This is a genomic window from Chryseobacterium sp. C3, from assembly GCF_014218905.1.
In the GTDB taxonomy this organism is placed as follows: domain Bacteria; phylum Bacteroidota; class Bacteroidia; order Flavobacteriales; family Weeksellaceae; genus Chryseobacterium; species Chryseobacterium mucoviscidosis.
In genome coordinates this window covers 61,086-73,554 of the sequence record NZ_JACLCU010000003.1, presented here as the reverse complement: position 1 = coordinate 73,554, position 12,469 = coordinate 61,086, and the positions used below count along the sequence as shown (strand labels likewise).

Sequence of the window (12,469 nt, the reverse complement as noted above, 5' to 3'; positions counted from 1 at the left end):
AAATTAAAAGCTAAAACGATGATCGAACAGAATACACTAGTCAAAGAAAAACAGTTGCTTGAGAATTACTGCAGAATCAGAGCGCGGTCTGTAGAAATATGCGAACCACTTGAAACAGAAGATTTTGTAGTTCAGCCTGTTATAGATGTAAGTCCGCCAAAATGGCATTTAGGACATACCACATGGTTTTTCGAAACTTTTATTTTGATCCCGAATCTTGATGGTTATCAGGTGTTTAATTCCCAATATAATTTCGTATTCAACAGTTATTACGAAACCATTGGGGCAAGAGTAATCCGTACAGACAGAGGAAATTTAAGCCGACCTTCGGTCGCAGATATTTTTCAGTATCGGAAATATGTCGATCAACAGATGGAAATTTTTCTTTTAAACAACGACTTATCCGATGATCTTAAAAAACTTTTTGAATTAGGAGTAAACCACGAACAGCAGCATCAGGAATTGTTACTGACTGATATCAAATATATTTTGGGTCATAATCCTTTATTTCCCGCTTACAACGAAAATTTTCCGTTAGAAAAATCAGAACCCGAAAATTTTGAAATGCTTTCTTTTAAGGAAGGAATTTATGAAATAGGATTTGAAGGAGAAGGATTTTGTTTTGATAATGAACTGAACAGACATAAAGTATATCTCAATGATTTCCAAATCTCAAACCGATTGGTAACCAATTCAGAATATCTGGAATTTATGAATGACGGAGGATATGAAAATTTCAGACATTGGCACGCGGAAGGTTGGGATTGGGTGAAAGAAAACCATGCAAAAGCTCCCTTATACTGGCATTTTGTTGAAGGTAAATGGATGCATTACACGTTGAACGGTCTAAAAGAAATCATTCCCGACGAAGCCGTTTGTCACATCAACTTTTTTGAAGCTTCTGCTTTTGCCTCTTGGAAAGGGATGCGTTTACCTACCGAAGCGGAATGGGAAGTCGCTTCCGGAAAATTTGACTGGGGAAAACGCTGGGAATGGACAGGAAGTGCTTATCTTCCTTATCCGGGATTTAAAAAAGAAGAAGGAGCGGTAGGAGAGTATAACGGAAAATTTATGGTCAATCAAATGGTGTTAAGAGGCGCTTCATTAGCAACACCAAAAGGACACAGCCGGAAAACATACAGAAATTTCTTTCCCATATCACTGCAATGGCAGTTTACAGGAATCCGACTGGCTAAATAATTCCCATTGATGATTACGGTAGAATCTGTTTCCAAAAGTTTTAATAATCGTCCCGCAGTGGACGATATTTCCTTTGCTGCCCATGAAAAGGAAATTCTGGTATTGCTGGGAACAAGCGGCTGCGGAAAAACAACTACTTTAAAAATGATCAACCGGCTTATTGAGTCAGATTCGGGAAGAATTTTAATCGATGGTAAAAATATCAAAGATCAGAACGTAGAACAACTGAGAATGGGAATCGGTTATGTCATGCAGAATTCAGGGCTTTTTCCTCATTATACAGTTGCCGATAATATCGCCGTTGTTCCGAAACTTCAAGAATGGAACTCAAAGCAGATTAAAGACAGAACGGAGGAGCTTATTCAGAAATTACATTTATCTGATGATGTTTTAAACAGGTTTCCCCATGAATTAAGCGGCGGACAACAGCAGCGCGTCGGAATAGCCAGAGCTTTAATCGCCAATACTCCCGTCTTACTGATGGACGAACCTTTCGGAGCATTGGATAATATGACGAAATCCGAGATTCATAATGAGTTTAAAACGCTGGACGAGCTTAAAAATAAAACCATCATTCTGGTAACCCACGATGTATCTGAAGCTTTCGAATTGGGACACAGAATATGCCTCATGGATAAAGGAAAAATAATACAGATCGGAACCCCGAAAGAAATGATTTACCGTCCTGCGAATGATTTTGTGAAAAATTTCTTTGCCAATAACCGTTTGACATTAGAATATCAAATCACGAAAATTTCAGAACTGCAGTTTAAAAATGTTTCAGAAAAAAGATTTGATGAAGATCAGAATATCTGGAATGTTTTGCAGGATCTCAGTACAAATTCCGGAGATGCTGAACTTTACAATATAATTACGGCTTCTTTTAATGAATACCGACAAAAACAGTTGACCTGATGCAGCAAAGTTTATGGCAGTTTCTTGTTGAGCAGCAACACAAGATCTATATTCAGGTGATCCAGCATTTGGGATTAACCTTTATAGCTCTGTTGTTGGCAATTGCTGTCGGTTTGCCGTTGGGAATTCTCATCAGCCGGAAAAAGAAATTAGCCACTCCGGTTTTAACGGTTGCCGGAATTTTACAAACGATTCCAAGCATTGCCTTGCTAGGTTTTATGATTCCCATTTTCGGGATCGGACCGCAACCCGCCATTGTCGCACTGTTAATTTACGCTTTATTACCCATCATCCGAAATACATATACAGGAATTTCGGGAGTAAATGACAATATCATTGAAGCGGCAAAATCTTTGGGAATGACGAAAAGCCAATTACTTCTGAAAGTAGAATTACCTTTAGCAATGCCGGTTATCGTTGCCGGAATAAGAACTGCCGCAGTAATCAACGTTGGAGTCGCAACATTGGCTTCTTTTGTTGCAGCGGGAGGTTTGGGAGAATTCATCTTTGGTGGAATTTCCCTGAACAATTCCAATATGATTCTTGCAGGAGCAATTCCGGCCGCTTTACTGGCAGTTATTGTGGATCAGATGATTGCTTTTGTTCAGAAATCAGAATACCGTACAATCGGAAAAATGATATGGATTATTCCTTTACTGTTAATTGTTGCAGGAGGAGTTTATTTTTGGAATAAAAACTCATCAACCCGATTAAAAGCAGGTTTTACCCCTGAATTTATGGGAAGAAAAGATGGAGATATCGGCTTGAAAAAGATTTATCAGCTGGATGTCACTCCTTCGGTTGTTAATGACGCTCTCATGTACAAAGCTCTGTATGAAGGTAAACTAGACCTTATCAGCGGATATTCTACCGTTGGAAGAATAAAGGCATACGATCTTTTGGTTCTTGATGATGATAAAAAAATATTTCCGCCTTACTTCGCAGCTCCTATTGTTAAAGAAAAAACGTTGCAGAAATATCCTGATCTCGAAAAAACGCTCAATCTTCTTTCAGGAAAAATCAATGATTCCGTGATGACCGAACTGAACTATCAGACAGATTATCTTCATCAGGTTCCTGAAAAAGTAGCAAAAGAATTTTTAATCAGGAATAATTTGTACAAAGCACCTCAAGAAGCAGGAAATCAAACCGTCCGGATCGGATCAAAAATTTTTGGAGAACAATATATTCTTGCCGAAATCTACCGAATGCTAATCGAAGGAAACACAAACTATAAAGTTGAAACCAAAACAGGATTAGGCGGAACAAAAATCTGTTTTGATGCCTTAATGAATGATGCTGTCGATTTTTATCCGGAATATACAGGTACCGGATTGCTGGTTCTGCTCACTCCGGATCATAAAACGATTGAAAGTGTGACCAAAAGCCCTGATCTTACCTATCAGTTTGTACAAAATGAATTCATCAAAAAATACAAGATCCGTTGGCTGAAACCGATTGGATTTAACAATGCGTATGCGCTCGTTATGCGAAGAAAACAGGCAAATCAGCTCAAAATAAAATCCATAACAGATTTAAAAAACATGGAGACCGGGAAATAATTTCTGCTGTACTAATTTTAAATTTAACCACAAAAGATACAAAGGGCTTTATTGGATTTATTTAAAGTATTTCAAAAGTCTGCAAAGAGAAAAAATCTTTGATTTTTTTAACTTATGTACTCTTTTTTCCATTAAGTATTAAATTCAAGAAACTAAAGTGTTTAAATCTTTTGTAGTAAAAAAGTTTAAATAAATTTAATGATAAAGATTGTAAAACAAAACGCAAAAGAGATGACTGATGAAATACTGACTTTCAATACCTCAAATTTTCATGAGATGTGTGATTTTCTCGCGAATTGTGATCAGGATTTAAAATTAATTATCGAAAATCATGGCTATCCTCCGATGTGGAATCGAGAAAATACTTTTGAAACCCTTGTTCATATCATTCTGGAACAGCAGGTTTCTCTCGCTTCAGCATTAGCCGCATTACATAAACTGAAAGAAAAAATTACAGAAATCACTCTTGAAAACATTCTTAGTCTTACGGATGCAGAAATGAGAGAATGCTATGTAAGCCGACAGAAAAATACATATATCAAAAGTCTGGCAAATTCAATTCTGGAAAGAAAAATAAATCTTGAGAAATTCCAGAAAATGTCTGATGAAAAAATTCGGGAAACATTAATCAGCTTAAAAGGCATCGGAAACTGGACGACCGATATTTATCTTATGCTAGCTCTTCGACGAACCGATATTTTCCCAATCGGGGATCTTGCCGTAGTAAATGCTTTAAAAAAAATTAAACAATTGCCTCCGAAAATATCCAGAGAAGAAATCATAACAATCAGTGAAGAGTGGAAACCGCTCAGATCTATTGCTGCAATGATACTTTGGCACTATTACTTATCAGATTCAGCCAGAAAAAAAATGACAGATTTTTCACAAATTTAATTTTCATTTTGTCAGTTTACAGAATTGTTATATCTTTGCACCTAATGAATAACACAGTATTTATATCATTAGAATTACCGGGCGTAGACGCCCTTTACGATATTTATTTATTTTAAGCGAAGATATTTTCTTCGCTTTTTTTTTTGTAAAAAATTTAAAGACAATATGTTTACGATTACAGAACTAAGCAACGAGAGAATCAACAGTATAGTAACAGAAGCATTGGCTTTTGCGAACGGGAAAACTGCCAAAATTGAAGGAGAAGTTTTCTGTTCCAATCTTTTCTTCGAAGACAGTACAAGAACAAAAACAAGTTTTGATATTGCTGAAAGAAAATTAGGATTGCAGGTCGTTCCTTTCGATGCTTCCCACAGTTCCGTAAACAAAGGAGAGAGTCTTTATGATACGGTAAAAACCATCGAAAGTTTAGGGGTAAATCTTGTCGTAATCAGAGATAAGAAAGACAGATATTTCGAAGAACTTAAAAACATAAAAATTCCGGTAATCAACGGAGGAGACGGAACAGGAAACCACCCTTCACAATGTATGCTGGATTTAATGACGATCTATCAGGAATTCGGAAAATTTGAAGGATTAAAAGTAGGAATCGTTGGAGACGTAAAACACAGCAGAGTGGCAAATTCCAATGCCGAAGCATTAAGAAGGTTAGGCGCAAAAGTATATTTCTCAGGACCGGAACAATGGTTTGATGAAGGAGCCTTAATCAACGGAACCTATCTGAATATTGATGAAATGATTCATGATGTAGATGTTCTGATGTTATTAAGAATCCAGCACGAAAGACATGATGCCAAAATGAGTTTCTCCGCTTCGGAATATCACAAAAAATATGGCTTAACCAAAGAAAGAGAAAAAGCCATGAAAAAAGAAGCCATCATCATGCATCCTGCACCCATCAACAGAGGAGTGGAAATTGATGACGACTTGGTAGAATGCGAACGCTCAAGAGTTTTCAAACAAATGCAGAACGGTGTTTTCGCAAGAATGGCAATCTTAAAAGAAGCCTTGGAAAAACAAGGATATACTTTTAAATAAGAACCAAGGTAAAAGTAAAAAGAATCAAGTAGTAAGCCGACCCGAAAGGGTCAAACAACAATAGCCGTGGGTAAAACCCATGGAAAAAAATGACCAAAGCCCTGAAAGGGCGATCTGTTAATAGCCATGGGTAAAACCCTTGGAAACAAAAAAGATAAAGATTATCCAAGCCTCGTAGAGGCGACCTGTTAATAAAAAAGAAAATCTAAATAAAAAAAATGAAGAAAAAGTTAATACTGGAGTCCGGTGAAGTGTTTCACGGAGAAGGTTTCGGAGCAGAATTGGAAACGGCAGGAGAAGTGGTTTTCAATACCGGAATGACAGGGTATCAGGAATTGATCTCTGATCCGTCTTACTGCGGTCAGATTGTTTGCATGACCTATCCGCTTATCGGAAACTATGGAATTAATAGAGATGACTATGAGAGTATTGAACCGGCAATTAAAGGACTTATTGTAAAAGAACTTTGTGATCTGCCATCCAACTTCCGTACTCAGATTACTTTAGATGAATTATTTAAAAAGAAAAACCTTTCCGGAATTTCAGGGATCGACACCAGAAGGCTGACAAGAATTCTTCGTAACCACGGAGTTGTGAAAGGAAAAATCGTAAACGCTGATGCCAATGAAAGCACAGTAGTTTCAGAATTAAAATCAACCAGTTTTCCAACCAATCAGGTAGAGCAGGTTTCCACAAAAACACCTTATGCAAATCCGGGAAGAGGACTTAAAGTGGTGCTTGTAGATTTTGGTTCCAAATTAGGGATTATCAGAGAGTTATCCCAAAGAAACTGCGATATTACAGTCGTTTCTCAGGATGTAACCGCGGAAGAGATTTTACTGATGAATCCGGATGGAGTTATGTTATCCAACGGTCCTGGTGATCCTGAAGATAACCAACAAGCTTTAGAAATGATCAGAGGAATTTTAGGAAAAGTTCCGATCTTCGGAATCTGTTTAGGACACCAGTTAATTGGTTTGGCTTGTGGTGCTAAAACGTTCAAACTAAAATTCGGACACAGAGGTGGAAACCATCCGGTTTTAGATGTAGAGAAAAACAAAGTAGCGATCACTTCTCAGAACCACGGTTACGCAGTAGATCAGGAAAGTTTAAAAGGAACAGATTTAATTGAAACACATATCGCATTGAACGACAGAACAAACGAAGGTCTGAAACACAAAATTCACCCTTGTTTCTCTGTTCAGTATCACCCTGAAGCAAGCCCGGGTCCTGAAGATGCGAATTATTTGTTTGATGAATTCATCCAGCTAATGGAGGATTTTAAAAAGTAGAAAATTAATTTGGGCAGCTTAATCCGCCTTCCGCTCCCAATCTTTTTTGCAGGACTTTTCGGCGAAAACAGAATAAACAGGATGGCAAAAAAGGATTTCCGCTCAAGTCGGGCTGCGTGCAATTCGCTGCAAAATTAAAGAATCCGAAGGATTCAATATGAATAGCCGTAGGTGCAACCTATGGAAAACGGTGGACCTCATGAAAATGGTGAAACAACCAACATCAGAACCCGAAAGGGTTCAACATCAACAAAAAGGATAAATTTAAAAATGAAAAGAAACGACATAAAAACAATTTTAGTAATCGGTTCAGGTCCCATCATTATCGGTCAGGCGGCGGAATTTGATTACGCAGGAACGCAGGCTTGCTTATCTTTAAAAGAAGAAGGCTACAAGGTAATTTTGATTAATTCAAACCCTGCAACCATTATGACGGATGTTGAAATCGCAGACAAAGTCTACATCGAGCCGATTTCACTTCAGTTTGTAAGTCACATCATCAGAAAAGAACGTCCCGATGCGCTTTTACCAACGCTTGGAGGACAAACCGGACTGAATATGGCGGTAGAATTGGAAAAATCAGGAATTTTGGAAGAATGCAAAGTTGAGGTGTTGGGAACAAAACTTTCAGCCATCAACAGAGCGGAAGACAGAGATCTTTTCCGTGAACTGATGAGAGAATTAAACGAACCCGTTCCGGAATCTGACATCGTAAACACAGTAGAAGGAGCATTAAATTTTGCAGACAGAATCGGGTATCCTGTTATTGTTCGTCCGGCTTTCACCATGGGTGGAACAGGAGGAGGTATCGCTTCCAACGAAACTGAACTGAAAGAAATTGCTGAACTGGGATTAAAACACAGCCCCGTAACACAATGTCTGATTGAAAAATCAATCGCAGGTTTCAAAGAAATAGAATACGAAGTAATGCGTGATGCAAACGACAACGCCATTGTGGTTTGTAACATGGAAAATATAGATCCGGTTGGAGTTCACACAGGAGATTCAATCGTTGTGGCACCTTCTCAGACGCTTTCAGACAGAGAATACCAGTTGTTGAGAAACGCTTCACTTAAGATTATCAGAGCATTAGGAATTGAAGGAGGATGTAACGTACAGTTGGCCTTAGATCCGCATTCATTCAATTATTATATCATCGAAGTAAACCCAAGAGTTTCGAGATCATCCGCTTTAGCATCAAAAGCAACAGGATATCCAATCGCAAAAATCGCTGCAAAAATCGCGGTAGGATTAACACTGGATGAAATCATGAATCCGGTAACAGGAAAGACTTACGCTTGTTTCGAACCGGCTTTAGACTATGTGGTAACAAAATTCCCAAGATTCCCTTTCGATAAATTCGAAACAGCAGACAGAAGATTATCAACCCAGATGAAGGCTACGGGTGAAGTAATGGCAATCGGAAGAAATTTCGAAGAATCTTTACAGAAAGCCATCCGTTCTCTGGAAACAGGAATTAAACATATCGGTTTAAAAACAAAACAGGCAGCAGCTTTAACGGCTGAAGAAATCGAAAGAAGAATCAGAGTTTGTGATGACGAAAGATTATTTATCATCGGAGATGCTTTAAGAAGAGGGTACGACTGGGAGCAGATCGTAGAATGGAGCAAAATTGATAAATTCTTCATCTGGAAAATCAAAAAACTGATTGATTTCGAAAAGACAATCGCAGAAAATAAATTCAGCAAAGAAATTTTACTGGAAGCCAAAAAACTAGGTTTTGCAGATGTAAATATTGCGGTTCTGTGGAACGTGACGGAGCGTGAAGTGTTCAATTTCAGAAAAGAAAACGGAGTAATGCCGGTGTACAAAATGGTAGACACCTGCGCTGCGGAATTCGAATCTGAAACCCCTTATTTCTACGGGACTTACGAAGAAGAAAATGAATCTGTAGTTTCAGATAAAGAAAAAATCATCGTTCTTGGTTCAGGACCGATCAGAATCGGACAGGGTGTTGAGTTTGATTACGCAACGGTGCATTCAGTTTGGGCCATCAAAGAAATGGGTTACGAAGCGATTATCATCAACAATAACCCGGAAACAGTTTCTACAGACTTCTCGATTTCAGATAAACTATACTTCGAGCCTTTAACGGAAGAAGATGTAATGAACATCATCGAACTGGAAAAACCAAAAGGAGTGGTTGTACAGTTCGGAGGACAGACAGCAATCAATTTAGCAGATAAATTAGCCGCTCACGGAGTTCAGATTCTGGGAACTTCCCTGGAAGATCTGGACAGAGCGGAAAACAGAGACAAGTTCGAAAAAGCGCTTCAGGAAATGCAGATTCCGCAGCCTTTAGGAAAAACATCGGTTTCAAAAGAAGAAGCGATAAAAATTGCCAACGAAATCGGTTATCCGGTGTTGGTTCGTCCGAGCTATGTTTTGGGAGGAAGAGCCATGGAAATCGTGTACACGGAAACAGAACTGGCGCACTACATGGAAAATGCAGTGGAAGCAAGTCCTGAACACCCTGTTTTGGTCGACAAATACATGGTGGGAAAAGAAGTGGAAATCGATGCCATCTGCGATGGTGAAACGGTAATCATTCCGGGAATTATGGAGCACATCGAAAGAGCGGGAGTTCACTCCGGAGACTCAATTGCAGTGTATCCTCCACAGAATATTTCACCAAGCGAAATCGAAACTTTAGTTGATTACACTAAAAGATTAGCGAAAGGATTAAATGTGATCGGATTAATGAATATCCAGTATGTACTTTTCGAAGGAAATGTATATGTGATCGAAGTAAATCCAAGATCATCAAGAACCGTTCCTTTCTTATCTAAAATTACGGATGTTCCGATGGCAAATCTGGCTACAAAAGCAATTTTGGGACAGAAACTGAAAGATTTAGGTTACGAAAGCGGACTGGTTCCCAATAAAGAAGGAGTTTTCGTAAAAGTTCCGGTGTTCTCTTTCTCAAAATTAACGAAAGTAGATATCTCTCTAGGCCCTGAAATGAAGTCTACAGGAGAGGTTATGGGGAAAGATACGACCTTGGAAAAAGCTCTGTACAAAGGATTGGTTGCGGCTGGAAGAAAAGTTCCGATGCACGGCTCAATTTTGTTCACGGTTGCAGATAAGCATAAGCAGGAAGCGGCTGATCTGGCGGCAAGATTCCACGAAGTTGGTTTCAGAATCTGGGCAACGGAAGGAACGGCAAAATTCTTCGAAGAAAAAGGAATTCCATGCAAAATCGGATATAAAATCGGGGAGGAGAGTGTCAATCTGATCGATCTGATCCAGAAAGGAAAAGTACAGTACGTTGTGAACACGATGACGAAAGGGAAACAGTCGGAAAGAGACGGTTTCCAGATCAGAAGAATGAGCGTAGAAAACGGTGTTCCTTGTTTAACATCCATGGATACAGTAGAAGCCATCCTGAAGGTAATCGAAAGCATGAGTTTCAAAATGGAGACAATGTAGTTTTCGGAAATTTTAATGATTTACCATAAAATCAAACCTCACAGGTTTTTAAAACCTGTGAGGTTTTTGTTTTAATAAAATGTTTAAAGTAGATTTTTATAGCATAATGTAATACTATGTGTGAGAATAAAAAATATATAACTTTTTGTACCTGTAACGAACAAGAATTAAAGAGTATTCTAAACTTAGAAATAGAATCGTTTAAAATATTTGACAATAAAGAAGAATATAATAAGCAGATTTATTATTGGAAATTAGAAAAAACTGTCCGGGAATTAACATTTGAAGAAAAGCGTAGAATTATGGGGCAGATTATTAGACCTTCAGAAAAACTTGATCAAGACCTTACTGCTGAATTTGTTATGGAAGCTCTGAATAATAATGCTGAATTTGATTTTGACTACAATCCTGAAGATGGAGATGAATTGCTTATCGGTGTAAGTTATAAATATCCTCAGGTTGGAAATCATTACAGACCTCTTCTGCCACAGCCTATGACATTTGTTTATGAAAACAAAGAATGGTACTTTGGGTATATTGATCATTTTAGCTATAAACAAATAGAACTCAAAAAAGGTAATATTACATTCCGTAAAAGTATATGAGGAAAAGACTAATGTGATGTCTGAATTTTGAAAACTTTGTGATATATATTCGTAAAAACTTTTTTTCCAATTTTTAGTTCAAATTTCATCAAAAAAATAGGTAGTTCGCTAATCATTTTCTATAATCACAAAATGGTATGTTAAAAAAAATAATAACGTCAATTTTAAAGAATAGCAGTGAAAATAAAAATTTAGATAATGCTTCCGATTCACTTGTTTTGGAAAATATTAATGAATTTTTTGCTGAATATCCGATAAAAGATGTTCAATGTAAGCACAATATTTTAATAGATTATGAAAAGATTTTTAAGATTTACGACGGTAAATTTGGATATTTAAGTTATCTGGAATTTAAATCTTCAGATAATTCAGAAATTTTTTTAGGTTCTTATCCGATGAACGGAGCCGATTTATGGAAATGTAAAAAATGTGGAAAGCTCAAATTCTTTTATACCGAAACAGGCGGTCATTTTCCTCAGACTTTATCTCTTGATGTGGATTTTAATAAGAAATATCTTTCAGATCTCTTTGCAAAATCAGTCTCCATAAAAGCCGAAAAATTGAGTGATTTTATCACTACATTTGGTTTTGCCGAATTGCAAAATCCTGAAAAAATAGAAAAATTTAACGGAATTAAAGTTATTGATAAATCAAAAAGCTATATTTTTGGTTATCATGAATTTAACAGAAATATTACTTTCAATATGATTGCAGATAAAAATACTTTGAGAAAAGTATATGATTTTGAAAATTCATAAAAACACAAAACGATGTCAGTACAAAATTTCTCTTACACGTTCACCACTTCAAAATCCCCTGAAGAAGTTTTTAATACTTTAATCAATCCCCGAAACTGGTGGATTGGTCTGCATAATGAAATCATTACCGGAAAATCTGAAAAAATAAACGATGAATTTATTTTTGATGCCGGAGATGGAGTTCATCACACCGTTCAAAGGCTTGTAAAAGTAAATCCTTACGAAAATATTGTTTGGGAAGTGATCGAAAGCAAACTCACATTTGTAAACAAAATGGACGAATGGACCGGAACAAAAATTTGTTTTGAGATTTTCAAAGAAGCCGATAAAACAAAAATTATTTTCACGCATAAAGGCTTGATCCCGCAATTTGAATGTTTTGGTGGGTGTTCTGGTGCATGGTCGCAGTATATGGAAAAGTTGGAGAAAGATTTGAATCAATAAAATTTTAAGATTTTGAAAGAAAAATTATCTGCTCTGTTTATTATTCACTATAATTATAATATTTAGAATTCATTTCATTAAGAAAAGTATAAATTTCAGTATGTTGTTGGTAGGATCTTTCTTTTATTTTTTGAAGACTCTTTTTTTGTTCATCCGAAAGCTTGAATTCAGATTTTTCATCATCTAAAATTCCTTCTATGTAGCCTGAAACCCTCTCCAGAATATTTTCAGGGGCATTTTTCAGAATTTCATTGATATTTTTTAAGGTAACGGATTCCATCTTTTTGTTTTAA

The 12,469-nt window shown here is 37.0% G+C and carries 11 protein-coding genes; 10 read left to right on the top strand and 1 reads right to left on the bottom strand.

Annotated elements, in window-relative coordinates:
* Positions 1–18 precede the first annotated feature (18 nt).
* The 10 genes from egtB (at position 19) to H6W53_RS07500 (ending at position 12,176) form a co-directional block, all read left to right on the top strand.
* The gene (gene egtB, locus H6W53_RS07545) at positions 19–1,200 is read left to right on the top strand and encodes an ergothioneine biosynthesis protein EgtB (protein WP_185205728.1); all 1,182 of its coding nucleotides are present in this window, start codon (positions 19–21) and stop codon (positions 1,198–1,200) included.
* A gap of 9 nt (positions 1,201–1,209) precedes the next feature.
* Complete coding sequence (locus tag H6W53_RS07540) at positions 1,210–2,115, top strand: ABC transporter ATP-binding protein (RefSeq protein ID WP_185205726.1); 906 nt, start codon at positions 1,210–1,212, stop codon at positions 2,113–2,115.
* Complete coding sequence (locus H6W53_RS07535; protein WP_185205724.1) at positions 2,115–3,677, top strand: ABC transporter permease/substrate-binding protein; 1,563 nt, start codon at positions 2,115–2,117, stop codon at positions 3,675–3,677. The genes H6W53_RS07540 and H6W53_RS07535 overlap by 1 nt, the downstream gene beginning before the upstream one ends.
* 198 nt (positions 3,678–3,875) lie before the next feature.
* Entirely contained in the window at positions 3,876–4,571 is a 696-nt protein-coding gene (locus H6W53_RS07530) for a DNA-3-methyladenine glycosylase family protein (RefSeq protein ID WP_228457772.1), read from the top strand.
* Between the two features lie 165 nt (positions 4,572–4,736).
* Complete coding sequence (locus tag H6W53_RS07525; protein WP_116099860.1) at positions 4,737–5,627, top strand: aspartate carbamoyltransferase catalytic subunit; 891 nt, start codon at positions 4,737–4,739, stop codon at positions 5,625–5,627.
* 218 nt (positions 5,628–5,845) lie between these two features.
* Entirely contained in the window at positions 5,846–6,919 is a 1,074-nt protein-coding gene (locus H6W53_RS07520; RefSeq protein WP_185205722.1) for a carbamoyl phosphate synthase small subunit, read from the top strand.
* A gap of 270 nt (positions 6,920–7,189) precedes the next feature.
* Complete coding sequence (carB, locus tag H6W53_RS07515) at positions 7,190–10,369, top strand: carbamoyl-phosphate synthase large subunit (RefSeq protein WP_185205712.1); 3,180 nt, start codon at positions 7,190–7,192, stop codon at positions 10,367–10,369.
* A 116-nt stretch (positions 10,370–10,485) separates the two neighbouring features.
* A complete protein-coding gene (locus H6W53_RS07510) occupies positions 10,486–10,974 on the top strand; it encodes a hypothetical protein (RefSeq protein WP_185205702.1) in 489 nt (162 codons plus the stop codon).
* A gap of 137 nt (positions 10,975–11,111) precedes the next feature.
* Positions 11,112–11,732 carry a hypothetical protein gene (locus tag H6W53_RS07505; RefSeq protein WP_185205700.1) on the top strand — a complete coding sequence of 207 codons (621 nt, stop codon included), beginning with the start codon at positions 11,112–11,114 and terminating at the stop codon, positions 11,730–11,732.
* 12 nt (positions 11,733–11,744) lie between these two features.
* Complete coding sequence (locus tag H6W53_RS07500) at positions 11,745–12,176, top strand: SRPBCC family protein (RefSeq protein ID WP_185205698.1); 432 nt, start codon at positions 11,745–11,747, stop codon at positions 12,174–12,176.
* A 40-nt stretch (positions 12,177–12,216) separates the two neighbouring features.
* Here the strand turns inward: H6W53_RS07500 and H6W53_RS07495 are convergent, their stop codons facing one another.
* Positions 12,217–12,456, bottom strand: a complete 240-nt coding sequence (locus tag H6W53_RS07495) for a hypothetical protein (RefSeq protein WP_185205696.1) — start codon at positions 12,454–12,456, stop codon at positions 12,217–12,219.
* Positions 12,457–12,469: the final 13 nt, after the last annotated feature.

Excerpts from the sequence above, each read along its gene's own strand:
- egtB (WP_185205728.1), top strand. The coding sequence starts at position 19 with ATGATCGAACAGAATACACTAGTCAAAGAAAAACAGTTGCTTGAGAAT.
- H6W53_RS07540 (WP_185205726.1), top strand. The coding sequence starts at position 1,210 with ATGATTACGGTAGAATCTGTTTCCAAAAGTTTTAATAATCGTCCCGCA.
- H6W53_RS07535 (WP_185205724.1), top strand. The coding sequence starts at position 2,115 with ATGCAGCAAAGTTTATGGCAGTTTCTTGTTGAGCAGCAACACAAGATC.
- H6W53_RS07530 (WP_228457772.1), top strand. The coding sequence starts at position 3,876 with ATGATAAAGATTGTAAAACAAAACGCAAAAGAGATGACTGATGAAATA.
- H6W53_RS07525 (WP_116099860.1), top strand. The coding sequence starts at position 4,737 with ATGTTTACGATTACAGAACTAAGCAACGAGAGAATCAACAGTATAGTA.
- H6W53_RS07520 (WP_185205722.1), top strand. The coding sequence starts at position 5,846 with ATGAAGAAAAAGTTAATACTGGAGTCCGGTGAAGTGTTTCACGGAGAA.
- carB (WP_185205712.1), top strand. The coding sequence starts at position 7,190 with ATGAAAAGAAACGACATAAAAACAATTTTAGTAATCGGTTCAGGTCCC.
- H6W53_RS07510 (WP_185205702.1), top strand. The coding sequence starts at position 10,486 with ATGTGTGAGAATAAAAAATATATAACTTTTTGTACCTGTAACGAACAA.
- H6W53_RS07505 (WP_185205700.1), top strand. The coding sequence starts at position 11,112 with ATGTTAAAAAAAATAATAACGTCAATTTTAAAGAATAGCAGTGAAAAT.
- H6W53_RS07500 (WP_185205698.1), top strand. The coding sequence starts at position 11,745 with ATGTCAGTACAAAATTTCTCTTACACGTTCACCACTTCAAAATCCCCT.
- H6W53_RS07495 (WP_185205696.1), bottom strand. The coding sequence starts at position 12,456 with ATGGAATCCGTTACCTTAAAAAATATCAATGAAATTCTGAAAAATGCC.